Annotated in this window: 25 protein-coding genes; 14 read left to right on the top strand and 11 right to left on the bottom strand. The window is 62.7% G+C overall.

Annotated features, from left to right (window positions below):
- Nucleotides 1-7 precede the first annotated feature (7 nt).
- Nucleotides 8-679, top strand: a complete 672-nt coding sequence (locus tag EK16_RS03190; RefSeq protein WP_038034676.1) for a protein-L-isoaspartate O-methyltransferase family protein — start codon at nucleotides 8-10, stop codon at nucleotides 677-679.
- Between the two features lie 35 nt (nucleotides 680-714).
- A complete protein-coding gene (locus EK16_RS03185; protein ID WP_051928855.1) occupies nucleotides 715-1,281 on the top strand; it encodes a DUF192 domain-containing protein in 567 nt (188 codons plus the stop codon).
- 45 nt (nucleotides 1,282-1,326) lie between these two features.
- Here EK16_RS03185 and EK16_RS11345 read toward each other — a convergent pair whose 3' ends face one another.
- The gene (locus tag EK16_RS11345; RefSeq protein ID WP_231573583.1) at nucleotides 1,327-1,950 is read right to left on the bottom strand and encodes a PAS domain-containing protein; all 624 of its coding nucleotides are present in this window, start codon (nucleotides 1,948-1,950) and stop codon (nucleotides 1,327-1,329) included.
- A 267-nt stretch (nucleotides 1,951-2,217) separates the two neighbouring features.
- Between EK16_RS11345 and EK16_RS03175 the strand changes: the two genes are divergently transcribed.
- Both EK16_RS03175 and EK16_RS03170 read left to right on the top strand, forming a co-directional pair.
- Nucleotides 2,218-3,033, top strand: a complete 816-nt coding sequence (locus EK16_RS03175) for a rhomboid family intramembrane serine protease (RefSeq protein ID WP_051928853.1) — start codon at nucleotides 2,218-2,220, stop codon at nucleotides 3,031-3,033.
- Nucleotides 3,034-3,148: 115 nt separating this feature from the next.
- Nucleotides 3,149-3,577 (top strand): CBS domain-containing protein, encoded by a 429-nt coding sequence (locus EK16_RS03170; RefSeq protein ID WP_038034673.1) that lies wholly within the window; start codon nucleotides 3,149-3,151, stop codon nucleotides 3,575-3,577.
- Nucleotides 3,578-3,604: 27 nt separating this feature from the next.
- Here the strand turns inward: EK16_RS03170 and recG are convergent, their stop codons facing one another.
- The 4 genes from recG to EK16_RS03150 all read right to left on the bottom strand — a co-directional run bounded on the left by recG (nucleotide 3,605) and on the right by EK16_RS03150 (nucleotide 8,723).
- The gene (recG, locus tag EK16_RS03165; protein WP_038034670.1) at nucleotides 3,605-5,713 is read right to left on the bottom strand and encodes an ATP-dependent DNA helicase RecG; all 2,109 of its coding nucleotides are present in this window, start codon (nucleotides 5,711-5,713) and stop codon (nucleotides 3,605-3,607) included.
- 430 nt (nucleotides 5,714-6,143) lie between these two features.
- Nucleotides 6,144-6,737, bottom strand: a complete 594-nt coding sequence (locus EK16_RS11340) for a transglycosylase SLT domain-containing protein (RefSeq protein WP_051928852.1) — start codon at nucleotides 6,735-6,737, stop codon at nucleotides 6,144-6,146.
- 581 nt (nucleotides 6,738-7,318) lie between these two features.
- Entirely contained in the window at nucleotides 7,319-7,969 is a 651-nt protein-coding gene (locus tag EK16_RS03155; protein ID WP_038034668.1) for a uracil-DNA glycosylase, read from the bottom strand.
- Between the two features lie 157 nt (nucleotides 7,970-8,126).
- Nucleotides 8,127-8,723, bottom strand: coding sequence for a LabA-like NYN domain-containing protein (locus tag EK16_RS03150; RefSeq protein WP_038034665.1), 597 nt, complete (start codon nucleotides 8,721-8,723; stop codon nucleotides 8,127-8,129).
- Nucleotides 8,724-8,905: 182 nt separating this feature from the next.
- On the opposite strand from EK16_RS03150, the gene folK reads away from it, so the two are divergent.
- From folK to EK16_RS03120, 6 genes are all read left to right on the top strand, one after another.
- The gene (gene folK / locus EK16_RS11335) at nucleotides 8,906-9,487 is read left to right on the top strand and encodes a 2-amino-4-hydroxy-6-hydroxymethyldihydropteridine diphosphokinase (RefSeq protein WP_197059588.1); all 582 of its coding nucleotides are present in this window, start codon (nucleotides 8,906-8,908) and stop codon (nucleotides 9,485-9,487) included.
- Nucleotides 9,488-9,648: 161 nt separating this feature from the next.
- On the top strand, nucleotides 9,649-10,386 hold the full coding sequence (locus EK16_RS03140; RefSeq protein ID WP_038034660.1) for a L,D-transpeptidase: 738 nt from the start codon (nucleotides 9,649-9,651) through the stop codon (nucleotides 10,384-10,386).
- 158 nt (nucleotides 10,387-10,544) lie between these two features.
- A complete protein-coding gene (gene rpoZ / locus EK16_RS03135; RefSeq protein WP_038034658.1) occupies nucleotides 10,545-10,937 on the top strand; it encodes a DNA-directed RNA polymerase subunit omega in 393 nt (130 codons plus the stop codon).
- A 357-nt stretch (nucleotides 10,938-11,294) separates the two neighbouring features.
- Nucleotides 11,295-11,624 (top strand): 2Fe-2S iron-sulfur cluster-binding protein, encoded by a 330-nt coding sequence (locus EK16_RS03130; RefSeq protein ID WP_038034656.1) that lies wholly within the window; start codon nucleotides 11,295-11,297, stop codon nucleotides 11,622-11,624.
- 34 nt (nucleotides 11,625-11,658) lie between these two features.
- Entirely contained in the window at nucleotides 11,659-12,747 is a 1,089-nt protein-coding gene (locus tag EK16_RS03125) for an NAD(P)/FAD-dependent oxidoreductase (protein ID WP_051928850.1), read from the top strand.
- Nucleotides 12,748-12,882: 135 nt separating this feature from the next.
- A complete protein-coding gene (locus tag EK16_RS03120; RefSeq protein WP_051928849.1) occupies nucleotides 12,883-13,566 on the top strand; it encodes a Crp/Fnr family transcriptional regulator in 684 nt (227 codons plus the stop codon).
- 53 nt (nucleotides 13,567-13,619) lie between these two features.
- Here EK16_RS03120 and EK16_RS03115 read toward each other — a convergent pair whose 3' ends face one another.
- Complete coding sequence (locus EK16_RS03115) at nucleotides 13,620-14,939, bottom strand: aminotransferase class V-fold PLP-dependent enzyme (protein ID WP_081910205.1); 1,320 nt, start codon at nucleotides 14,937-14,939, stop codon at nucleotides 13,620-13,622.
- Nucleotides 14,940-15,277: 338 nt separating this feature from the next.
- Here EK16_RS03115 and EK16_RS03110 point away from each other — a divergent pair, with 338 nt between their 5' ends.
- On the top strand, nucleotides 15,278-15,472 hold the full coding sequence (locus EK16_RS03110) for a YgaP family membrane protein (RefSeq protein ID WP_038034654.1): 195 nt from the start codon (nucleotides 15,278-15,280) through the stop codon (nucleotides 15,470-15,472).
- 266 nt (nucleotides 15,473-15,738) lie between these two features.
- Here EK16_RS03110 and EK16_RS03105 read toward each other — a convergent pair whose 3' ends face one another.
- From EK16_RS03105 to EK16_RS11325, 4 genes are all read right to left on the bottom strand, one after another.
- Entirely contained in the window at nucleotides 15,739-16,161 is a 423-nt protein-coding gene (locus EK16_RS03105) for a VOC family protein (RefSeq protein ID WP_038034751.1), read from the bottom strand.
- 265 nt (nucleotides 16,162-16,426) lie between these two features.
- Nucleotides 16,427-16,969 carry a TlpA disulfide reductase family protein gene (locus EK16_RS11330; protein ID WP_197059587.1) on the bottom strand — a complete coding sequence of 181 codons (543 nt, stop codon included), beginning with the start codon at nucleotides 16,967-16,969 and terminating at the stop codon, nucleotides 16,427-16,429.
- Nucleotides 16,970-17,167: 198 nt separating this feature from the next.
- The gene (gene hemB, locus EK16_RS03095; RefSeq protein WP_038034749.1) at nucleotides 17,168-18,190 is read right to left on the bottom strand and encodes a porphobilinogen synthase; all 1,023 of its coding nucleotides are present in this window, start codon (nucleotides 18,188-18,190) and stop codon (nucleotides 17,168-17,170) included.
- 103 nt (nucleotides 18,191-18,293) lie between these two features.
- Nucleotides 18,294-19,268, bottom strand: coding sequence for an extensin family protein (locus EK16_RS11325; protein ID WP_197059586.1), 975 nt, complete (start codon nucleotides 19,266-19,268; stop codon nucleotides 18,294-18,296).
- 356 nt (nucleotides 19,269-19,624) lie between these two features.
- Here EK16_RS11325 and EK16_RS03085 point away from each other — a divergent pair, with 356 nt between their 5' ends.
- Both EK16_RS03085 and EK16_RS03080 read left to right on the top strand, forming a co-directional pair.
- The gene (locus EK16_RS03085; protein WP_197059585.1) at nucleotides 19,625-20,392 is read left to right on the top strand and encodes an AzlC family ABC transporter permease; all 768 of its coding nucleotides are present in this window, start codon (nucleotides 19,625-19,627) and stop codon (nucleotides 20,390-20,392) included.
- A complete protein-coding gene (locus tag EK16_RS03080) occupies nucleotides 20,389-20,799 on the top strand; it encodes an AzlD domain-containing protein (RefSeq protein WP_051928845.1) in 411 nt (136 codons plus the stop codon). The genes EK16_RS03085 and EK16_RS03080 overlap by 4 nt, the downstream gene beginning before the upstream one ends.
- A gap of 44 nt (nucleotides 20,800-20,843) precedes the next feature.
- Here the strand turns inward: EK16_RS03080 and erpA are convergent, their stop codons facing one another.
- Nucleotides 20,844-21,173 (bottom strand): iron-sulfur cluster insertion protein ErpA, encoded by a 330-nt coding sequence (erpA, locus tag EK16_RS03075; protein ID WP_038034652.1) that lies wholly within the window; start codon nucleotides 21,171-21,173, stop codon nucleotides 20,844-20,846.
- A gap of 153 nt (nucleotides 21,174-21,326) precedes the next feature.
- On the opposite strand from erpA, the gene EK16_RS03070 reads away from it, so the two are divergent.
- Complete coding sequence (locus EK16_RS03070; protein ID WP_051928844.1) at nucleotides 21,327-22,526, top strand: deoxyguanosinetriphosphate triphosphohydrolase; 1,200 nt, start codon at nucleotides 21,327-21,329, stop codon at nucleotides 22,524-22,526.
- The last annotated feature ends 64 nt before the right edge of the window (nucleotides 22,527-22,590 follow it).

Below are 22,590 nucleotides of genomic sequence, written 5' to 3'. Positions count from 1 at the left end.
GTGCTCCATGAGCGATTTCGCCAAGGCACGGCGCAACATGATCGAATCGCAAATCCGCCCGGGCGGGGTCATCGATCTGAAGGTGATCGCCGCCATGGCCGAGGTGCCGCGCGAGGCCTTCGTGCCGGAAGATCAGCGCGATCATGCCTATATCGACGAGGATCTCTTCATCGGCAACGACGGGCAGGGCGCGCCGCGCTATCTCATGGAGCCGATGACCTTTGCCCGCATGCTGCAGCTGGCCGAGATTCATCATGATGATTGCGCGCTGGATGTCGGCTGCGCCACCGGCTACTCCACTGCGGTGCTTTCGCGCATCGCCCAGTCTGTCATCGGTCTGGAGCGGGATGATGCCCTGGCCGCCCGCGCAGGCGAGACGCTGGAGGCGCTGGGCTATACCAATGCCGCGGTGGTGCAGGGCGCGCATGATGAGGGCCTGGCCAAGGAGGCGCCTTTCGATGTCATCATCATCAACGGCCGCATTGAGACCACGCCTGAGACCCTGCTTTCGCAACTGAAGGATCTTGGCCGCCTCGTTGCCGTCTTCGGGCCGGAGCATGCCGCGCGCATCCGAGTCTGGACCCGCCGCGGTGATGCTGTCTCATTCGTGGACGAGCATGACGCCGCCGTGCCGGCCCTGCCCGGGTTCGCCAGAGCCGAGCCCGCCTTTGCCTTCTGACCGTTGCCGTTCAAGATCCCGGCGGCAGGCGATCCATGCTTCGCATCTTCAGGGCATTCATCGTTCTTCTCTCGCTCGTTGCCGCTGAAGGCATAAGCGAACATCCGGGCCTTCTCGTGCCCGGTGCTCTGCCGTCGCCTTTCGGGTCGCCGGCCCTGGCGCAGCCACAGCCGCCGGATTTTGCGCGCATGCCGCTGATGATCGAAACCGATAACGGGTTCGTCACGCTTCAGGTGGAGGTGGCCGACACGCCGGCATTGCGCCAGCGCGGGCTGATGTTTCGCCAGCGCCTGCCCAAGGGGCACGGCATGCTGCTTTTATGGGACAGGCCGGGCATGGCCGCCCTGTGGATGAAGAACACGCTCATTCCGCTGGACATGATCTTCATCGATGCCGCCGGGCGCATCGTGCACATTCATGAAAACGCAAGGCCCGGCGATCTCACGCCCATCGCCGCCGGACGTCCCGTGCTTGCCGTTCTGGAGCTGCCGGCCGGCGAGGCGCGCAGGCTGGGGCTGCGCTACGGGCTTCATGTTTCCCTGCCGCAGCCGCGCAGACCGAAGACAGGGGCCGAAGCAGGGCAGGCGCATCAGGCGCGATAGGGATGACCTCAAAATAGCCTGACGGACTGGCAAAGAGGTGCTGGATCAGTCGCGGCGCCCGCCGGGAATGACCGTGAAAGGCGCAAATCCGTGCGCGCCTTTGGGACGGGGGGCAGTGAGGCTGCCCTCAACGCCAGGGATTGGCGTGGTCCAGATGGTGCGCAGGCCCAAAAGCCGCGCATCTTCCGCCGGGCCGAAGAGCACCGCTTCGTTTGTCAGCGGCAGCATGAGCAAAAGGGCAAGCCGCGTGCGCATCAGCGGATCACGCAGCGGAAAGGCCGAGAGCTCCACCGCCAGCTCCCCGGTTTCATCCCGCAGGGCAAGCTGGGCCACGAAAGGCTGGGCATGGGTTGTAACATTGCCGAGCATGCGCTGCAAGGTCTCGCGCTCGAAGCGCTCCCAGCGACGGAAGACTTCCTGCCCCTCCAGCCCGGCACCGATGAGCATGGCCAGGCCAGATCCCGCCAGGCGCCAGACCTGCCGGCCGCGCTCATCAGCCTCCGTCAGCCCCAGCCATGGCAGCAGCGGGCCCATGTCCGTCAGCGGCAGCTCGTCCTTGTCCGGAGCGCTGCGTTCGCCCCGCAGCGATTCCCACAGGCGGAACAGCCGCCGCGTGCCCTCGTGACGAATGGGCAGACGCTGCGGCATGTAGTGACTGAGAGAAGTCACGTTCGCCCTTTGCCTTGCCGATGCCGTATCCTTGTGTTCGTGTTTCATTGTGATGCGTCCCTTGACTGCCCTGTTGCGGGCATTGCAGGGAGCGTGCCAGTCCGGCGTCAGCCGTGGCCGCTAGAAAAACGATCGGCAAGGCCTGCCGGTTGTGATTGGCCTTTTTTAAGCTGATGAAAGCTTGCCGGGGGCGTATCAAGGGCGGAAGATCGCTTGTCAACAACAATTGCCGGGCATTGCGCCCGGAATGTGTTCGGGAGAGGCGGCATGAACGACAGAGAATGGCGAAGCGGCGATGATGACGAAGATCCCAGAGGCAGGGCCTGGCCCCAGGACATGCTTCAGGATGATCCTGCCGCCTTCATGAACGAATCATCACACGTGCCCGCGCGCGAACCCGCCATCAACATTCCGGCCGTGGTGCTGGCATTGATCTTGAGCTTCGTTGCCGTGCATGTGGTGCGGGAATATCTCCTATCCTTCATCTCCAATCGGCTTCTCATCACCTACGCCGCCTTCTATCCCGCCCGCTATGCCATGCCGCCCGATATCATGCCGGGCGGCTGGCTTGCCTGGCTGGCCAGCCCGTTTCTGCATGCCTTCCTGCATGCGGGCTGGACGCATCTCTTGATCAATGCCGTATGGCTTGCCGCTTTCGGCACGCCGGTGGCCCGGCGCATCGGAGCGGTGCGCTTTCTCGCTCTGTTCTTCATCTCCGCCGCTGCGGGCGCCTTTACCTTTCTCATGCTGAGCCCGAATGAAAATGCCATGCTGATTGGCGCCTCCGGTGGCATTTCCGGGCTCATGGGCGCTGCCATCCGACTGCTCTATGCCCGGGGCGAGAGCCTCGATTTCAGCCTCTCGCGCGATCTCAATACGGTGCGTCCGCTCACCCTTGCCGAAACCTTCCGCAACCATGGGGCGCTGATTTTCATCGCCGTATGGCTGGGGGGCAATCTTGTCTTCGGCCTGGCCGCCTCCCATGCGCTTGATGCCAGTGGCGAAATCGCCTGGCAGGCGCACATGGGCGGGTTTCTCACCGGCCTGTTTCTCTTCGGCCTCTTCGACCGGCCGCGTTCTTGACGCAACCCCGATTTGTCAACTGCCCGGGAATGATGTTATTCTTCTTTATTAATACAAAAGGCGAAAGCCTTAAAAACACAAGAAGCATCCCGGACGGGAGAGAGGAGGAAACGCCATGACGGTGGAGACCATTCTGAAGCGGAAAGGGCGCGATGTTGCCACGTCTCATTGTGACATCACCCTGCAGGAGGCCGCGCGCGAGCTGAAGCGGCGGCGCATCGGCGCGCTGGTGCTGCTGGATGAGGCCGGCAACATAAGCGGCATCATTTCCGAGCGCGATATCGTCAACGCCCTGGCCGAGCATGGTCCGGAAGCGGCGGAGAAACCCGCCTGCCTGTTCATGAGCCGCGAGGTCATCACCTGCCGGCCGCAAGACAGCACCGAGCAGCTGATGCGGGTGATGACGGAAAGGCGGGTGCGCCATCTGCCGGTGGTGAACGACGGACATCTCGTCGGCATCGTCTCCATTGGCGACGTGGTGAAGGAGCGCATGGAGGAGATCGCCTTCGAGGCGGAGCAGATGAAGCAATATATTGTTTCCTGATCTGGGGCCTGTGAACGGTTTCCGGCTTCAGCCGGCCAGAAGCAGGCGGATCGCCTCGTCGCGCTCGAAGAGATAGAGCAGCCGCTTCAGGGCCGCGCCACGCGGGCTTTCAAGTTTCGGATCACGGGCGAGGATGAGGGCGGCATCATCGCGCGCCATTTCCAGCAGGCGGGCATGGCGCACCATGTCCGCCATTCTGAACTGCGGCATGCCGGACTGGCGCGTGCCCAGAAGCTCGCCGGCGCCGCGCAGGCGCAAATCCGCCTCGGCAATGGCAAAGCCATCATCGGTTTCCCGCATCACCTTCAGACGCTGGCGCGCGGTTTCGGTCAGCGGCGGGCGATAAAGCAGCAGGCAGGAGGAGGGCTTGCTTCCCCGGCCCACGCGCCCGCGTAATTGGTGCAGCTGGGCAAGGCCGAAGCGCTCGGCGTTCTCGATGATCATGATGGTGGCGGAGGGCACATCCACCCCCACTTCAATGACAGTGGTGGCCACAAGCACCCGGATGTCGCCGGCGCGGAAGGCGTCCATCACCGCATCGCGCGCCTCGCCGCTCATGCGCCCGTGCACCAGCCCCACCTGCGTGCCGAAATGCTCCTTAAGCATGGCAAAACGCTCTTCGGCGGCAGTGGTGGGCAGAACGCCCGATTCTTCCACCAGCGGGCACACCCAATAGGCCTGCGCCCCGGCCGCGACTGCCGTTTTCAGGCGCACGATCACCTCCGGAATGCGCGCAATGGGCATCACCGAAGTTTTCACAGGCTGCCGTCCCGCCGGTTTTTCCAGAAGGCGCGAGACCTCAAGATCGCCGTAGACCGTAAGCGCCAGCGTGCGCGGAATGGGCGTTGCCGTCATCACCAGAAGATCGGTGCGCGCGCCCTTGGCCTGCAGCGCCAGACGCTGATGCACACCAAAGCGATGCTGCTCATCCACCACGACAAGGCCGAGATCGGCGAATGTGACGTCCTCCTGAAACAGGGCGTGGGTGCCGATAACGATGCCGGCGCGCCCGGAGGCGATATCGGCAAGCGCCTGTTTGCGCGCCTTGCCCTTCTCGCGGGCGGTGAGCAGCACGGTTTCAATTCCGGCCTGCTTTGCCAGGGGCGCAATGCTGGCCAGATGCTGACGCGCGAGAATGTCAGAGGGGGCCATCAGGGCGGCCTGCGCGCCGGCTTCCACCGCCGCCACCATGGCCAGCAGCGCCACCACCGTCTTGCCGGAGCCCACATCGCCCTGCAGCAGGCGCAGCATCCGCTCCGGCCCGGCCATGTCGGCCAGAATTTCGGCCAGCGCCTTCCTTTGCCCTTCAGTGAGGGTATAGGGCAGGGTCGCCTGCACCTTCGCCACCAGCGTGCCATCGCCGGTGAGACGGCGGCCGCGGGCGCTGCGGATGTGCCGTCGCACCAGGGCCAGCGCCAGCTGATTGGCCAGAAGTTCATCATAGGCAAGCCGCAAGCGCGCCGGAGAATCGGGTGCCAGGCTTTCGGCATTCTCGGGCGCATGCACCTGACGCAAGGCCTCGGCAAAGGCGGGCCAGCCCTCGCGCGCGCGTAAATGTTCATCCAGCCACTCCGGCAGATCGGGCAGACGCTTGAGCGCTGCGCGCATGATGCGCCCCAGAACCTTGTTGGAGATGCCGGCCGTGAGCGGATAGACCGGCTCCAGCCGGGGCAGGGCGGCGAACGCCTCTTCGGTCACGACATGGTCCGGATGCGGCATCTGGGGTTTGTCGTCGAACCATTCCAGCCGCCCGGACACGATGCGCTCTTCGCCCACGGGCAGGATACGCCGCAGATAGTCCGGCCGCGGATGGAAATAGACGAGCTCGAGAACGCCGCTGTCGTCGCTCAACAGTACCCGCCAGGGCGTGCGCGCGCCGCGCGGCACCTCGCGATGTTCCAGCACGTGCCCGCGCACGGTGACCACCGCGCCGGGGCTGCGCGGCAGGCGGGCGATGGGCAGGATGGTGCTGCGGTCGATAACGGCATGCGGCAGATGCAGCAGCAGATGAATGATGCGCACATCCTCGGCCTTTTCGCGGCTGAGGAGGCGCGCCAGCGTCTGCGCCATGCGCGGGCCGACGCCGGGCAACGATCGCGCCGATGCGAAAAGAGGATCGAGATCGGAAGGACGCATGGGGCTCAGCCGGCTAGAAAAGGGTCTTCATGAGCGAAACGGGACCTCATCCCATTCCAGAATGCTTGACCGGAGTTTTAAACCCCGTCGGGATGTTCCGGAAGGAGATCGTGAGTTTTCTGGAACAAGACGCGCCCGTGTCCCCTCGTGAGCCATTCGAAAATGTTCATGAGCAGGATTTGGGGGATGTGGCGTACTATGGATGAATTCTCACCCGGGCTTTTCATCATGAGGAGCAAGATGGTCATCGCGCCGGCTGGAAAAAGAATCAGAAATGGGGTGCAAGCCTTTGAACCTGCACCCCTTCTTGCGGGAGGGTCGGGAGGTAGACCTTCCATTTGTGCCGGCGGTTGCCACCGGCGTCTCGAATGCCCGTGTGGGGCACGAAGGGCGTTCACCCGTGCGTTGTGTGCCCTTCAGTGGGTAATGCTCACCGGTAATGCCGGCGCAGGGCGGCCACCTTGCGCGCATAAATGCGGGCGGCGCGCGTCGGGCGCTTGGCGAAAAGGCCCTGATTGTGCTTCCACACGCCGCCGCGGCGGATGGCCATGGCCAGATGCTTCATGCCCCAGTAGGCACCGGTGCTGCAGGAGAGCAGCCCGCGGCGGGAGCCGCGATAGCCAATGGCGCGCGCGGTGGAGAGCTTGATCTGCAAAAGCCCCAGTTCGCCGGCGCGGCCGACCGCGGAGCACCTGAAGCCGCTTTCCAGACGGCAGACGGCGAGCGCGGTGCTGATCGGCACGCCGAAACGACGGGCGGCGTTGCGACAGGCACGCATGCCGGCGACGCGGGAGCGGGCAAGCCGCGCCTTGCGATGCCGGCGCGTGCTCTTGCGCACCCGCACGGTGCGTTTCTTGCCCAGAATTGCGCGCGGCATGCCTGCGGTGATGGGTGCAGCGCTGAAATTGGTGCGTGCGCGCGCGCTCTTGCGGCTGATGTCCGCCATGGCCTCCGTGGCCAGAAGACCGGAAAGGCCAAGGGCAGCAGCCGCGATCAGCACGGACTTCAGGTTTAAGCGTTTCATGCTGTTTGACGTCCCCTGTTCAAACTGTCGTTCTCACTCAATCCACTGTGTTCTTGGCCGCTCATGCCCCAATCGGGATCGGTTCCCGCTGCGCGGGGATCGCGCAATGGGAAGAGCGTATTGGCAGCGAATCACAATTTTTGGGCGATTTCGTGCCAGACGCGAAAACCCCGGTTCTTTTCGCGCGGGGGCATGACGGGTCGGAGGGGCTCAAACAGGGAGAATATGACCAAATTGTGGACTCTTGCGCCTGTCAGGCGCATTTTTCGCTTGGCTCACCCAAAAATGGACAGACTTTCCACAATCCGGGACCATGGAAAGACGATCAGCACACTACACGACACGACACTCCGTTTCCATCTTTCTCGTCACCCCGGCGAAAGCCGGGCTCTCGGGCTACAAACGCATGAGCCAATGGCCTGAGATACCGGCTGATCTACGGTATGACGACGGGGGTGTCGTGTAGTATGGACGATCAGACTATCGGCACCTGAAAGGGGTGATCCGAAACCGTGAAATTGCGCCTTTTTCTCTATTCCGGTGTGCGTTGAGAGCTGGGGCGGACCTTCTTCGGGAAGGGTTCAGGCTCTGCGATCCATAAGCTGGCGGGCGCGGGCGAGAATGGCGTGAAACATCTCGGGCGTCAGCCGGCCCGTCTGGGTGTTGTAGCGGGAGCAGTGATAGCTGTCGATCAGCACGCGGCCATGGGGCAGGGCATGCTCGCGGCCATGAGCGAAGGGATGGCGGGCGCGCACCAGCCCATGGGCCATGAGCACGGCATCATGCGCAATCCGCCCCAGGGCGACGATGACGCGCACCCGTTTGCGCTTCTCAAGTTCGCATTTCAGGAAACGGTTGCAGGTGGCGATTTCCGCCGGCAGTGGCTTGTTGGCGGGCGGCACGCAGCGCACGGCATTGAGTATGACCGTGTCAATGAGCTCCAACCCGTCATCGGCCCGTGCGGCATAGGCGCCTCTGGCCAGGTGCAGGGCCTTGAGCGTGCCATAGAGAAGCTCGCCGGCGTAATCGCCGGTAAAAGGGCGGCCGGTGCGGTTTGCGCCGCGCAAGCCCGGCGCGAGACCGATGATGGCAAGGCGGGCGTCATCAGGGCCAAAGGGCGGAACCGGGGCGTTGAACCAGTCCGGATGCGCAGCGCGCTGTTCCTCGAGAAAGGCATGCAGCCTCGGACAGAGGGAACACACCGGCGAGGGCTGACAGTCCGGAAAGCTCATGGCCCATTGGCCCTCTTATCAAGCACGCAAGCAAAACCCGCCTTGAGGACAGCCGACTAGCCCGTTGTTTCTACTTGGCGGCCAGAACCAGAGAAAAAAGCCCGGATCGCATTCGGCAACACCGCCCATTTGCCGCCCTTGAAGCCGGGTGGCCGCCTCAGTCCTCGAACTCGTCGTCGTCCTCCTCGTCCTCGGGCAGGCCCTCGGGCAGATCGGAGCGCGGCGGCCGGTCGCGACCGAATTCCTTCTCGTAATCCACAAGGTCATAGAAATCATCGGCCTGCCGGCGCAGGTCATCGGCGATCATGGGCGGGCGCACGGCAAGGGTGGAGACCACGGAGACGCGGCAGCCCATGTCCTGCACCGCCTTGATCAGCGAGCGGAAATCTCCATCGCCGGAGAAGAGCACGATATGATCGAGCTTCGGCGCCAGTTTCATCATGTCAACGGCCAGCTCGATGTCCATGTTGCCCTTCAGCTTGCGGCGGCCGGCGTTGTCGGTGAATTCCTTCACCGGCTTGGTCACGACGCGATAGCCGTTGTAATCCAGCCAATCGATGAGCGGGCGCAAAGGCGAATATTCGGCTTCGTCCATGAGCGCCGTGTAGTAGATGGCGCGGATCAGGCGTGTGCGTTCGCGGAAATAGGCGAGCAGACGCTTGTAATCGATATCAAAGCCGAGAGCCTTGGCCGTGGCGTAGAGATTGGACCCGTCGAGGAAGATGGCAGTGCGCTCGTGTTCATGAAGACGCATGGAGCAACTCCTTCAAATGTGAAATGCCTTGTATGTCAAAAACAAGGACGATCCTTGCAATGTGCAGTTCCATGCTCTAGGCGCGAGTCGGGGGCGCTGTCAAATGAACCTTGGGGAAGGTTTATGGCAATTGTGGACAACCTGCAATGGAATATTCTGGCTGCATAAACGTATGCAGGGCGGTGATTCTGGGGCTTGGTGCGAATGTCCGTGGGCGCTTCGGCAAGCCGCTCGACACTCTGCGCCAAGCCTTGACGCTTCTGGAACAGGACGGTGTCGTCATCAAACGCATTTCGCCTCTTTATCGTTGTGAGCCTTTCGGGCTGCGCGGGCAGCCGCCTTTCTACAATCTTATTGTATTGGGTGAGGCGCGCCATGAGGCGCATGCGCTGTTGCACATCATCCGCCGGGTGGAACATGTGGCCGGGCGCCGGCGCGGCCGCGACTGGGGGCCGCGAGCGCTAGATATCGACATCATCGCCATGGACGGCGTGACCCGCCGGCCCGTGGGCCTGGGGCGAAAGGGCAGGGGGCGCAGCTTGCACATCTGGCAGAAGCGCGGACTGGTTTTGCCGCATCCGGGGGTGCCGGAGCGGGCCTTTGTGCTGCTGCCGCTGTGTGACATTGCGCCTGCCTGGCTTTTTCCGTTCTTACAGGCGCGGGCGCGGCATCTCTGCGCGCGCCTCAGCAGCCGTCAACGCCGGCAATGCAGGCGTATTGACGGGAAATCTCTCTCGATGCGCGATGGATCTGGCGGCTCTTGACTTGCAGGTTGTGCTGCTTCATCCCTCGTGAAGGATTTTCTGGGAGAATCGCGTGCACATCGGGGCATGCTTTCCATTGACAGGAGCATGTCGGCGGTGATGAGCGGACATGATGCACCGCGATGAAATTGCACGTATCGCTATGATGAGGGGGACGTTCCATGAAGATCGACAAGGGATTGCGTCTTGCCGTCATGGCTGCCCTCGCCTGTAGCGTGCTGAGCACGCCTGGCCTGGCGCGGCAGGAGGGCAAGCCGGCCAAGAAGGTCAACTACGTATCCGTTATCAAGCACAAGCCGGCTGAACGGATACAGCGCCCGCATGCGGTCACCTCCGCGCGGACGGTCAAGCGCAATGATGGCTTCCGGCTCTCCAGCCTGTTCGATTTCTCCACGCGCACATCCACGCCGCGGCAGGACGGGCGGCTGTATGCCCATGGCCGCTATCTGGGCAAGACGATCGTGACTTTCCGCGACAAGCGCTTCAAGCCCGGCACCATTTACGTGAACACGGCGGAAAAGGCGCTCTACTACATCCTGCCCGGCGGCAAGGCCATCAAGTATGGCGTCGGCGTAGGAAGGCAGGGCTTTACCTGGAAAGGGCGGCATCGCATCACCATGAAGAAGGAATGGCCGGAATGGCGCCCGCCGGAGGAGATGAAGATCCGCGAATGGAAGAAATATGGCCGGCGCCTGCCCGATGTCATGGAAGGCGGCCCGCGCAATCCCTTAGGCGCGCGTGCGCTCTATATCGGCAACACGCTCTATCGCATCCACGGCACCAACAATCCGAGCACCATCGGCAAGAACGTCTCCTCGGGCTGTATTCGCATGGTCAATGAGGAGGTCATCGATCTTTACAACCGGGTGAAGATCGGCGCACCGGTGATCGTGGAATGAACGGGATACTCATCAAGCCCGCCTCTTGCAATGGGGCGGTGATCGGGCTATCAGCTTAAGAGACAGGACAGTGGTTTTTGATCAGGCTGCCGGTTTTTGCCGGTGGCCTGATCACGTGTTCATGAAGCCTTCGATAAGGCGGTGAATGGAGAAAACGCATGGCGCGCGTTACCGTTGAAGATTGTATAGAAAAGGTCCCCAACCGGTTCGAGCTGGTGCTGCTTGCTTCCTACCGGGCCCGTCTCATCGCGCAGGGGGCGCCGCTGACGGTGGACCGGGACAATGACAAGAACTCGGTGGTGGCCTTGCGCGAAATCGCCGAGGGCACGGTCAGCCCCGAAGATCTGGAGGAGCAGCTCATTCACTCCATGCAGAAGCATGTGGAAGTGGACGAGCCGGAGGAATCGGAAGCGCCGCTGCTGGCCGGTCCCGGCATGGGGGAGACGCCCGACGAGCCGGAGATGGAGCGCATGAGCGAGGAGGAACTCCTGCGCGGCCTCGAAGGGCTGCCGCCGGCGGAAAGCCCGGGCTCGCAGCGTTCCGGTTTCTGATCCGGTTTGCTGACTGCTCCGAAAGGGGGCAGAACCGGGCACTTGGGCCTGTGCATAAAAGGAATCGATCAAGGGCGCGGTGCCGGATATTGAAGGTGCCGCGCCTTTTTCCTGTTTGAGCCCCCTATGAACGCAATCATCGCGCTTGTCTGACACCTGTTCCACCAAGCGCGTTCGGAACCCATCAGTTCATGAACTGCATGATTTTCCGATGACTGAAACGCCCTGCTTTGCACAGGGGCAGGATGGGCGCGTGCCGATTGACAAAGAGGGCTGCTTCCCTCATAGCCCGGGGGCGATGGCGACGGGCGCATGTCCGTTGAAAAGAAGCGAAATGCGAGAAACGGGATCTGACGCATGGTGAAAATCACGTTCATTGATCCGGACGGCAAGAAACATGAGGTGGAGGCCGAGGAGGGCACGACCCTGATGGAGGCGGCCATCCGCAACATGGTGCCGGGCATTGATGCCGATTGCGGCGGCGCCTGTGCCTGCGCCACCTGTCATGTCTATGTGGATCCGGCCTGGGCCGAGCGCCTGCCGCATCTTTTGCAGCGCTCGGAGACGGAAGAGGACATGCTGGATTTCGCTTTCGACGTGCGGGAGAATTCACGCCTGTCCTGCCAGATCAAGATCACCGCGGACATGGACGGTCTTGTCGTGCACGTGCCACAGCAGCAGGGCTAAGGCCAGCAGCGGATCAGACGAACGGAAAGAGCGCATGCCGAAACAGGGCGCAACAGAGGGGCCGGAAAATGCCCCGGCGACGGGTGCAGCCAAAGTCATCGAGACCGATGCGCTCATCATCGGCGCCGGCCCGGCCGGACTGTTCGCCGTCTTTGAACTTGGCATGCACGGCCTTTCCGCCCATGTGCTGGATGCCCTGCCGCAGATCGGCGGGCAGTGCACGGAGCTTTATCCTGACAAGCCTATCTACGATATTCCGGGTTTTCCCCGCATCACCGGTGCGGCGCTCATCGCGCGGCTGAAGGAACAGGCGGGCCTGTTCGATCCCGTCTATCATCTCCGCACACGCGCGCTTGGCCATGAAACCCTCGAGGATGGCCGCCATGCGGTAACGACCGATACGGGGCTGCGTTTCATCGCGCCGGTGGTGGTCATCGCCGCGGGCGGCGGCGTTCTGGAGCCGAAGCGCCCGCCCATCCCCGGGCTTGCGGCCTATGAGGGGCGCTCGGTGTTCTATGCGGTGCGTGACCGCGAGCAGTTCCGGGGCAGGAATCTGGTGATCGCCGGCGGTGGCGATTCCGCGCTGGACTGGGCCATTGAGCTTGCGCCTCTCGCCCGGCGGCTTGTGCTTCTGCACCGGCGCGAAACCTTTCGTGCAGCGCCGGAAAGTGTGCGGCGCATGCGCGAAATGGTCAAGGCCGGCGAAATGGATTTCGTGCTCGGCCAGATCCGCGGGCTGAAGGGCGGTGCGCAAGCCGGGCTTGAAGAGGGCGCGCTTGCCGCAGTCATCGCCGCCCACGGTGGGGAGACCTTCGAAATTCCGGCGGAGCGGCTTTTGCTCTTCTTTGGTCTTGCCGGCAAGATGGGCCCGCTTGCCGACTGGGGGCTGAAGATGGAAGGGCACCGCTTCGTGGTGGATCCGGCAACCTTTCAGACGTCCTGCGCAGGGCTTTATGCCATCGGTGATGCCTGTGCCTATCCCGGCAAGCTCAATCTCATCCTGTCCGGTTTTCACGAGGCGGCACTCATGGCACATCATGCTGTCTCCCGAGCGCGGCCCGAGGAAGCACATACCTTCATGCACAGCACATCCATGGCCCTGTTGCGGGATCGCCTGGGGTGAAGGTAAGAAAAACCCTACACGCATTCCGGCATGACCGGATATCGGGGAGGAAACGACATCGCCATTGACGGATTCACAGTTTCAGCGCCTGCCTGGAATGTGATACCGTTCGAGCACGGGGCGAGGGGGAAGGAAATGGCAAAATCGCTCAGTGAGGCCCTGAAACAGTGCCCGGAGGCGGAAAGCGCCCTGGCCGCGCTTGAGCCGGAGGCGCGCGCGCTGCTGGAAAAGCATGCGCGCATTATGGAGCTTCCTCAAGGTACCGTGCTCTTTCGCCCTGGCGATCTGTGCGAAAATTACATGGTGGTGCTTAAAGGGGCCGCACGCGTCACCCTCACATCGGAAAGCGGACGGGAAATCCTGCTCTATCGCGTGGAGCCGGGGCAGTCCTGCATCATGACCACCGCCGCGCTCATGGCGGCGGAGAATTACACCGCGGAGGGCACCACGGAGACCGATGTGGAAGCGCTGGTGGTGCCGCAGGGGATATTTCGCGACCTGCTGGCGCGTTCGGAAGGGTTTCGGCGTTTTGTTTTCCTCTCCTATGCCCAGCGCCTGCGGGATCTGATGGGGCTGGTGGGGGAGGTGGCCTTCGCCCGGCTTGATCGGCGCCTTGCCGCCTTTCTTTTGCGCCGCAAGGGCGAAGATGGGGCCGTGCACATGACACATCAGGAGATTGCAGCGGAAGTGGGCTCCACGCGCGAGGCGGTCTCGCGCCTTCTGAAATCCTTCGAGCGGGCCGGGCATGTGCGCCTGCGCCGCGGCGCGGTGGAAATCCTCGATGCGAATGCGCTGGAGCGTCTGGCCGACAACGAGTGAGAGGTCCGACCCACCAGAAAGGAGCGCGCCGATCAGAAGTTTATTTCTTATCCCTAAAGAACGGTGTCCAGGGCCGCGATCAGGCGGTCGATTTCCGTTTCCGTGGTGTAATGCAGGAAGGAGAGGCGCAGGACGCCTCTTTGCGGATTCACACCTAAACGGCTGAGCGTGCGCACGGCATAGAAATCTCCGGCACCGGCTTCGATGCCCAGTTCGGCAAGGTCGGCGGCAATCTCCGCAGGCGGCCTGTTCGTATCGAGCGCGATGGTGGGGGCGCGGCGGCTGTCGGCCCGATCGGGGCCGAGAATGCGCACTCGGCCTTCCCGCGCGGCGACTTTCAGGAAATCCATGAGGCCTTCCAGCAGATGATGCTCTTGCCTGCGCATCAAGTCTCTCACACGCGCGTTGGCTGCGGCAGGATCCGCGTGAAAATCAATGCCGTGATGCGCCGCAAGGGCCTCGATGTAATCAACAATGCCGGCCAGCGCGGCTACCTGCGCATGATCGGGCCCGGCCGGCACCAGCCGTTTTTGCGGAACATGTTCGTTGAACCATTGGCCCTCGTTGGGCAGCCGCTCAATAAGATGGCGCCGAATGGCCATCACTCCCTGATGCGGCCCATAGGTCTTGTAGGTGGAGAAGAAATAGACATCGGCATCAATGGCGGAAAGATCCGGCAGCCCGTGCGGGGCGGCAGAAACGCCATCAACGATGGCCAGAGCCCCGGCTGCGTGAATGCGGCGAATGATGTCGGTCACGTCATTGAAATGGCCGATGATGTTGGAGCAGTGCGGAAAGGCAACAAAACGGGTCTTGCCGGAGAGCAGTTCTTCCAGATCGGCAGGATTGAGCAGTCCGCTTTGCGGGTCCATGCGCCATTCACGCACCACCACCCCATTGCTGGCCAGACGGCGCCAGAAACCGGAATTGGCCTCGTGATCCTGATCGGTGACGATGATCTCGCTTCCCGGCTCCAGCACGCGGGCGAAGGCGCAGGCCAGAACATAGGCATTCTGCGTGGTGGACGGGCCGATGACGAGTACATGCGTTTCCGGATTTACCCTAAGGAGCGCGCTCAGGCGGCGCGGGGCCTCGTCCATGCGGGCTTGCGCATCCCGGGCGCGGGGGTAGGTCATGCCGGGCTGAACCTTGCATTCATGATAGAACGCAGACAGCCTTTCGATCACCTGCCGGCAGGGCAGGGAACCGCCGGCATTCTCAAAGAAGGCGGGCGTGATTTCATTCGCATCCTTCAACGCCGGAAACTGGGAGCGGACGAAATCGACATCCAGTGAAGAATGCGCCGGTCCTTGCGCGTTTCCCTCCGAACGCCCCAAGTCGTTCAAGGCATGGTCTTTTGTCTCATCGCTCATGGGCGCCCGCGTCCCTTCCCCTCTTCTTGCTCCCCCGGCGCGCAATCATCAGCATACAGACAAATTCTCCATACCGTCTGTTTCTCTTCAGGAAAAGCACAAAAGAAAAACAGCGCCTGATGAACTTTACGACTTTCGTCTCATGATGAGCTCGGGCACGGGCCGGATTCTGCGTGAAAATGGGCAAGGCGTTGAGAGAACGCTGCGCCTCTCTGTGATCGGGTTACTGAAAAGCTCACAGGCGCTTCCTATATGAAGACGGCAGGGACGTTCCCTGGCCGCCCGCTGAAGAATCGGGGGTTTGGGCGGCAGAGAAGGACAAGATTCGGGAGGACGTCATGAAAAAGAACATGGGACCCGTTCAGCGCATCATCTGGGTGGTCTTGGGTATCGCCCTTCTGGCCTGGGCGCTTTTCGGGTCGGGCGATTACAAGTGGATCGGCTGGATCGGTGTTGTGCCGCTGGTAACAGGCATCATCGGCTGGTGCGGCATCAATGCCGTGTTTGGCATCAATACGTGCAAGAATTGCTGAGAGCTTCCCCTCCTTGGTGCCGGATCATCTGTTGTCAGCGTTCCGGTGCCAACGTCTTTTGCAGACCCTTCCTCCTTCCCCTCACATGAGCTTGCAAAAGACGCTTACGAAGACGGCTGTCGGACTTTGATCCGGCAGCCGTCTGTTTTGTTTGCGATGCTGCATGATCCTCATGCCTCATGCCTCATGCCTCACGTTTGGCAGATGGTTCTGGCGATGTGCCCAACGGCCTTTCCCGTCCGTGATCATAGGGGCTGAGGCCAAATCTACCAGCTGCCGGTGTTGGGCATGCTGACCCAGGGCTCCCTGGGGGGCAGGGGATCGCCTTTCTGTAGCAGTTCGATGGAGATGCCGTCCGGCGATTTCACGAAGGCCATGCGCCCGTCCCGCGGCGGGCGGTTGATGGTGACACCGGCGTCTATGAGCTTCTGACAGAGGGCATAGATGTCATCGACGGCGAAGGCGAGATGGCCGAAATTGCGGCAGCCTTGCGTATATTTGTGTTCATCCCAGTTGTAGGTGAGCTCGATCTCCACATCCGGATTTTCCGGAGCGGCGAGAAAGATCAGGGTATAGCGCCCCTGCGGCACCTCCTTGCGCCGCGTCTCCCGCAGGCCCAGAAGGTCGCAGTAGAAGCGCAAGGATTCCTCGATATCGGAAATGCGCACCATGGCGTGCAAAAAACGCATCACGGCCCCTCCTTGATACATAGCGGGACAAGGGCGTGTTCTCATAAAATCCGACGCGCCAGCCCCTTAAGGTCGCCATTTTCGCTTCATCTCGCTGGCCTTTCGCCCTTGAAAATAGCTTTGGCTATTCCCTGCGGGCGAAAAGACCAGCGATATTTTGCGAAAATGCCGCTGGCATCGCCGTCTTTTATGAGACCACGCCCAAGGCCTATGGCCCGGAATATCGTTTCCGGAGAGAAATTTTTCTTATCCAGTCTGGCGCCTGTCAATGTTTCCCGGCAGCCTGCCGGGTTGAGGCGGAGAGTGTGGCGATGATCTCTTCGGTTTCGGCGTCGTTCCAGTCCTTGGAGCCGATCATGACGAAATACACCTTGCCGTCCCGCCCCAGGATGAGGGTGGTGGGATAGCGGGTCACGCCCCAGAGGTGGGCAATGGCATTCCTGCGGTCGAGCAGCACGGGAAAGGTCACTTGCGCGCGCCGCACCAGCGTCTTGGCCTTGTGCACGGAGCCGCCCACATGCACGGCGATGACGGCGAAGTCCTTACCGCCCTTGCGCCGCCACAGTCTTTCGAGATCGGGCAGCTCCTTCTTGCAGGAGGGACACCACCAGGCCCAGAAATTGACGATGACCACCTTGCCTTTCAGGTTCTGAAGATCAACCGTGTCGCCCTCGATGGTCTGCAGCTTCAGGAAAGGAACGCTCCAGGGCTTTTTCAGCTCAATGATGCCGGAATCCCAGGCGCGAACGGGGGCAGAGGGAGAAAGGAGCGCGCTTAAGGCCACAATGAGGCCGAGAACCGCAACCAATAATCGCGTCAGCCTCCTGGTCTTAAGAGCGTGCGTCTGCACAAAACCGAACGTGCGGCGCATTAGCGCCGATATGGCAGGAGTTGCCATTTTTGTCTCATCCCCCTTGCTGAGCGTTTCCCCCTGATCATTTTTGATCATTTTTGGCGGCGGCTTTGATGTGTGTCAACCATGGCGCGCATGGCCTTTCGCCGCCCGTCATGGGGTTTCATTCTTGAGCATGCGGGCCACGCACAGGGCGAAATAGGTCAGAATGCCGTCTGCGCCTGCGCGCTTGAAGCCCAGCAGGCTTTCCATGATCACCTTGTCCGCATCCAGCCAGCCGCGCTCGATGGCGGCCATGAGCATGGCATATTCGCCGGAGACCTGATAGGCGAAGACGGGCACGGCAAAGGTCTCCTTCAGCCGCCGCACGATGTCGAGATAGGGCATGCCGGGCTTGACCATGATGGAATCGGCTCCTTCGGCAATATCAAGGGCGGCCTCGCGCAGGGCCTCATCGCCGTTGGCCGGATCCATCTGATAGGTGCGCTTGTCTCCCTTCAATCGCGCGCCGGAGCCCACCGCCTCGCGAAAGGGTCCATAGAAGGCGGAGGCATATTTCGCCGTATAGGCCATGATCTGGGTGTGGATCAGCCCTTCCTTTTCCAGAGCGGAGCGGATGGCGCCGATGCGGCCGTCCATCATGTCGGAAGGACCGAGCACATCGCTTCCCGCCCGGGCCTGATTGAGCGCCTGACGGATCAAGGCCTCAATGGTCTCGTCATTGAGGATCTCGCCGGTGTCTTCATCAATCAGGCCGTCCTGACCGTGAGAGGTGTAGGGATCCAGCGCCACATCGGTGAGAATGCCGATTTCGGGCACCGCCGCCTTCACGGCGCGCACGGCCCGGCAGACGAGATTGTCCGGATTGAAGGCCTCGGCGGCATCGGCCGTGCGCTTCTCCTGCGGCGTGTAGGGAAAGAGGGCGATGAGGGGAATGCCCAGCCGGGCGGCCTCCTCTGCGGCGGGCACGAGGCGGTCGATGGTCATGCGCTCCACCCCCGGCATGGAGGACACCGGTTCGGTGCGGTTTTCGCCTTCGATGATGAAGACCGGCCAGATGAGGTCATCGACCGTAACATGATGCTCCCGCACGAGACGACGGGACCAGTCTGTGCGGCGCAGCCGGCGCGGGCGGCCGGCGGGATAGGGCGCATAGGGCGCAATGGGGCCGGACATGGGCGGTTTCCCTCCTCCTTCCTTTGCGGCGCACGAAAAGATGAAGCGCCGGATACGTGTTTCGGCGTGATCGGTCTGAATGATGTGATGGGCGAGCGGCCGCTCACCGGCAGTATTTGTATCGCCCGTCCCGGCCCAGATCAAAGTGAAAGTGGTTCTTGTGCGCCCTGTTGGCCTCCGGGCCGAGAACGGTGGCGAAAATGCCGCAGGCCTTCTTGTGCACCTCCTTTAAAAAGGCCGCCTTCTTGTTGAAGAGAGCGGAGAAGGTGCCCCAGTCCTTCAGCACGGAAATGGTGCGCCCGTCAGCAAGGGTGAAGGCGCCGATATCAATGGCATTGCCAAAGGCATGTTCGGAAATGCGCACCGGCCCCCTGGTGATGCCGCCGCGGCGGCGGCAGGCATAGGAAGAGAGCTGGCGGACGGCGATGACGGGCTGGCCGAAGCGCTTGCGGGCGGCGGGCTGCACCACATCGGTGATCCAGCGATAGAGTGCTGCGGCAAAGGTGCAGTTGAGCTTGGCGGGCGGGCGCACCTGAACCGCGCCCAATGACCGCACGAGAATGGGCGCGGCAATGCCGCAGCCTTGCCTGCCGCCGATGGGGGAAAGGGGTTCGGCATCAAGATTGGTGGTGGCCAGCACCACGGTGCAGCGCTTCCGCGCCAGGGCGATGTCCTGTTTTTCCCAGCGCCCCTTTTCCTTAGGCGCCAGCTTGACCGCCTCGAAGGGATTGCGCTCGCGGCCCAGGGCTATGACCTTCACCGCCACGCGGCCGTCGCCGGTTACAGCCAGCGCCTGTGCGGGCTCTGTCTTGGCAGGGTGTGCGCCCTTTGCCGCTATGCGGGCGATGGCGGGCGGCCGCGGCCGGGGCAGGGGAATGGCGGATGTGCGCATCTTGCCCCGATTGCCGGATGGAGCCTCTTTCTTGGGCTTTCGGGGCATTAGCCGCCGCGGGGCGGCTTCCTTCTTTTGCAGGCCCAGGCTCTTGAGGATGAAATCGCCGAGATTTTCAGCCCGCGCCGGACTGCCACCGATAAAAGCAAGGAAGAAGGCACAAGCGAGCAGGACGATCCCGGCCATGCGCAGGGCCGGCGCAGAGCGCCAAAACCCCCTCTTGCCAAGAGATGAACCCATTATAGAACGCGCCATGATCGTCATCACATGATCACATGACACAACACAATGTTGCCATCCATCTCGTCACCCCGGCGAAAGCCTTAGGTCTCGAGCCACAGACGCATGAATAAGTGGCCTCAGATACCGGCTGATCTACGGTATGACGGTATGTGTGTCGTGTAGTAGGAATTGTCATACGCCCAGCCCTGCCGACTTCCCGGTCATTGCTAAGATCACGCATTGCAGGCAGAAATATGGCCTGTTGCGCTGCCGTGCGTAAACCGGCACGGGTGTGCTACCGGGAAAGGGATGGGGCCTTCATGAAAGGTGAACGGAAACGAGAGATTGCTGCGGCCGAGCAGTGCATGCCCCGCTATGACTGGCGGGGGCTTGTGCGCGGCATGCGCATGGCCTTCACCATTCCCGGCCTGGTCATGGCCATGTCCTTTCTCGGCTTTGGGGCGCTTGTGCGGGCCATGATCTTTCCGCTGAAGGGCGCGGTGGCAATGGACGTTTTCATGTGGGCGCTGCCGGGACAGGTGGTCTATGTGGATACGCTGGCCCGGGGGCTCACCCTCTTGCTGGCCCTGCTGGCGGTGACGCTGACGGCGGTGCGGCTGATGCCCATGGTCGTGCTGGTTCTGGCGCAGGCGCGCCTGCCGGGAGCGCGGCGCTGGCCGGAATATCTGGCAGCGCATTTCATCGCGGCCACGCTGTGGGTGATGTCGGAGATGTACATGGACGCGGTGCCGCGCCCGCAGCGCGTGCCCTGGGTGATTGGGCTGGGCCTTGCCCTCATGGGCGGCATGGTGCTGTCCACCGTCGCCGGCTATTACCTGACGGCGCAGATGCCCGTGCCCCTGGCGGCCATGCTGGTGTTCTTCACGCCGGCCTTCTTCATCCTCGCCCTGTTCGACGGCGCCCGGAGCGGGGCTGACTGGGCGGCCATTGCCCTTGGCGCGCTCATCGGGCCGCCCGTGCATCTTCTCTGGCCGGAGGTGGATCTTCTGCTCGCCGGTGTCATCGGCGGCACTCTGGCGATGCTGATCTCGCGAAAGGCTGCCCGCACCGGCAGGAGGCGCCCATGACCGCGGGGATGCAGGCGCCTGAGGGGCCGTTTCAGTTTCTGCAGGCCGGCATGTTCACGATCGATTCGCCTGTGTGGAACGAGCCCGCCTTCTGGGGCGCGGTGATTCTGGCCGGGGCGGTGGTCACCTATGTCTGGCGCTTGCTGGGGGTGCTGCTGGCCGCCCGCATCGATCCGGACGGCATCGTCCTGCGCTGGGTGCGGGCTGTGGCCACGGCACTGGTGGCGGCGCTGGTGGCGCGCATGGTGCTGTTTCCATCCGGCCTGCTGGCCGAGGCGCCGCTTGCGGCGCGCATCGGCGGGCTGCTGGCCGGCATGCTCTTCTGGCGCTTCGCCGGGCGGCGTCTGGCGCTCTCCATCGCCGTGGCCGCCGGGGTGTTCCTGCTGCTGGAATATCTGTTTGCCTGAAAACGCGCGGGAAATTGCCGGAAAGCGGTTTTTTAGCCTGCCGCTCAAATGGAAAAGCTCACGCCACAGCCGCAGGAACTGGTGGCGTTGGGATTGTCGACCACGAAGCGCGAGCCGGCGAGCGTATCCTCGAAATCGAGGGTGGCGCCGAGCAGAAAGGGCAGGGACTCAGGGTCCACGACCACCCTGGCGCCATCACGCTCAAAGACCGCATCATTTTCCTCCGGCCCGTCCACGATCTGGAAATCGTACTGAAAACCGGAGCAGCCGCCCCCTTGCACGGCAAGGCGCAGGGCCGTCTTGCCCGGCTCATCGGCGAGGATTTCGCGAATGCGGTTCGCGGCGGCCTCGGTGATGGTTATAGTGGCGCTCATGAGCGTGATTCCCGTATCTTGCCCTGTTGCGGATCGCAAACTTTCTCTGCCGCAGGATATGTCGGCGGCGGCAGGGGCGCTGTCAAGTCATCCGCCGGCCGCTTTCTCGCCATGGGAGAAGGGAGGATGCCGATGAGGTCACGGGCGGCATCCATGCAGGCACCGCCGGCGCCCTTTGCCACGCGGCCCGAGGAGAGCCGCGGGCGCTTTCATGCCGACGATCCGGAAGATGGCCTGCGCAGCCCCTTTCAGCGCGACCGCGACCGCGTGATTCATTCCACCGCCTTTCGCCGGCTGAAACACAAGACGCAGGTGTTCGTTTCTCACGAGGGCGATCATTTCCGCACGCGCCTGACACATTCGCTGGAGGTGGCCCAGATTGCGCGCTCCATCGCCCGCGCGCTTGGGCTCGATGAGGATCTCACCGAAGCGCTGGCGCTGGCTCATGACCTGGGGCACACGCCCTTCGGCCATGCGGGGGAGCGCGCGCTCAATGCCTGCATGACCGATTACGGCGGCTTTGAGCACAACGCCCAGACCCTGCGCATCGTCACCCGGCTGGAACGGCGCTATGCCGCCTTCGACGGGCTCAACCTCACCTGGGAAACACTGGAAGGGCTTTTGAAGCACAACGGGCCGCTGATCGATGCCTATGGCGCGCCGCAGGGCAAGTATGCGCGCAGCGGCCTGCCGCGGGCGATTGCCGATTTCGTGCATTTCAGGGCGCTCAGGCCCGAGACCTGGCCTTCGGCGGAAGCGCAGGTGGCGGCTTTGGCCGATGATATTGCCTATAATGCCCATGACATTGATGACGGCCTGCGTGCCGGGCTGTTCGATCTCATCGATCTTGCCGATTTGCCGCTGGCGGGCGCGGCCCTGGCCGAGGCGCAGGATTTGAAACCGGATCTGGAGCGGCCGCGGCTCATTCACGAAACCGTGCGGCGCATCATCGCCCGCCTTGTTTCTGACGTCATCGCCCGCACGCAGCGCAATGCCGAGAAATGGCGGGTGAACAGCGCTGAGGACGTGCGCCGGCTGGGGCGGGCGCTGGTGACCTTCTCGCCGCAGACGGCGGAGGATCTGCGCGTGATCCAGCGTTTCCTGCGCCGCAATGTCTATCGGCATCCCAAGGTGATGGATGCCATGCGCCGGGCGGAACGCATCGTCTCCGACCTGTTCGCGGCTTATGTCTCCGATCCCGGCCTGCTGCCGGAGAACTGGCGGGAGCGGGTCCTGTCCGACGACAGCGAAGGCTTTCCCCGCCAGATCTGTGATTTCATCGCCGGCATGACCGACACCTATGCCATCGAACAGCACAGGCGGCTGTTTGACCTCGATCCGCTTTTCCGCTAATCGCCGAGACCACACAAAGTCGCCCGCGTGCCTTGAAGATCGGGCGGCGCTGTCATTGCCTTTC

Origin of the sequence: Thermopetrobacter sp. TC1 (assembly GCF_000746275.1) — a bacterium.
Lineage (GTDB): Bacteria > Pseudomonadota > Alphaproteobacteria > Rhizobiales > Aestuariivirgaceae > Thermopetrobacter.
Note: the sequence above shows the minus strand (reverse complement) of the source record. Positions and strands in the feature narration are given on the sequence as shown.

Bases quoted from the DNA above. Each gene is read 5' to 3' on its own strand.
- EK16_RS03190 (WP_038034676.1), top strand. From the start codon at position 8: ATGAGCGATTTCGCCAAGGCACGGCGCAACATGATCGAATCGCAAATC.
- EK16_RS03185 (WP_051928855.1), top strand. From the start codon at position 715: ATGCTTCGCATCTTCAGGGCATTCATCGTTCTTCTCTCGCTCGTTGCC.
- EK16_RS03175 (WP_051928853.1), top strand. From the start codon at position 2,218: ATGAACGACAGAGAATGGCGAAGCGGCGATGATGACGAAGATCCCAGA.
- EK16_RS03170 (WP_038034673.1), top strand. From the start codon at position 3,149: ATGACGGTGGAGACCATTCTGAAGCGGAAAGGGCGCGATGTTGCCACG.
- recG (WP_038034670.1), bottom strand. From the start codon at position 5,713: ATGCGTCCTTCCGATCTCGATCCTCTTTTCGCATCGGCGCGATCGTTG.
- EK16_RS11340 (WP_051928852.1), bottom strand. From the start codon at position 6,737: ATGAAACGCTTAAACCTGAAGTCCGTGCTGATCGCGGCTGCTGCCCTT.
- EK16_RS03155 (WP_038034668.1), bottom strand. From the start codon at position 7,969: ATGAGCTTTCCGGACTGTCAGCCCTCGCCGGTGTGTTCCCTCTGTCCG.
- EK16_RS03150 (WP_038034665.1), bottom strand. From the start codon at position 8,723: ATGCGTCTTCATGAACACGAGCGCACTGCCATCTTCCTCGACGGGTCC.
- EK16_RS03140 (WP_038034660.1), top strand. From the start codon at position 9,649: ATGAAGATCGACAAGGGATTGCGTCTTGCCGTCATGGCTGCCCTCGCC.
- rpoZ (WP_038034658.1), top strand. From the start codon at position 10,545: ATGGCGCGCGTTACCGTTGAAGATTGTATAGAAAAGGTCCCCAACCGG.
- EK16_RS03130 (WP_038034656.1), top strand. From the start codon at position 11,295: ATGGTGAAAATCACGTTCATTGATCCGGACGGCAAGAAACATGAGGTG.
- EK16_RS03125 (WP_051928850.1), top strand. From the start codon at position 11,659: ATGCCGAAACAGGGCGCAACAGAGGGGCCGGAAAATGCCCCGGCGACG.
- EK16_RS03120 (WP_051928849.1), top strand. From the start codon at position 12,883: ATGGCAAAATCGCTCAGTGAGGCCCTGAAACAGTGCCCGGAGGCGGAA.
- EK16_RS03115 (WP_081910205.1), bottom strand. From the start codon at position 14,939: ATGAGCGATGAGACAAAAGACCATGCCTTGAACGACTTGGGGCGTTCG.
- EK16_RS03110 (WP_038034654.1), top strand. From the start codon at position 15,278: ATGAAAAAGAACATGGGACCCGTTCAGCGCATCATCTGGGTGGTCTTG.
- EK16_RS03105 (WP_038034751.1), bottom strand. From the start codon at position 16,161: ATGCGTTTTTTGCACGCCATGGTGCGCATTTCCGATATCGAGGAATCC.
- hemB (WP_038034749.1), bottom strand. From the start codon at position 18,190: ATGTCCGGCCCCATTGCGCCCTATGCGCCCTATCCCGCCGGCCGCCCG.
- EK16_RS11325 (WP_197059586.1), bottom strand. From the start codon at position 19,268: ATGGCCGGGATCGTCCTGCTCGCTTGTGCCTTCTTCCTTGCTTTTATC.
- EK16_RS03085 (WP_197059585.1), top strand. From the start codon at position 19,625: ATGAAAGGTGAACGGAAACGAGAGATTGCTGCGGCCGAGCAGTGCATG.
- EK16_RS03080 (WP_051928845.1), top strand. From the start codon at position 20,389: ATGACCGCGGGGATGCAGGCGCCTGAGGGGCCGTTTCAGTTTCTGCAG.
- erpA (WP_038034652.1), bottom strand. From the start codon at position 21,173: ATGAGCGCCACTATAACCATCACCGAGGCCGCCGCGAACCGCATTCGC.
- EK16_RS03070 (WP_051928844.1), top strand. From the start codon at position 21,327: ATGCAGGCACCGCCGGCGCCCTTTGCCACGCGGCCCGAGGAGAGCCGC.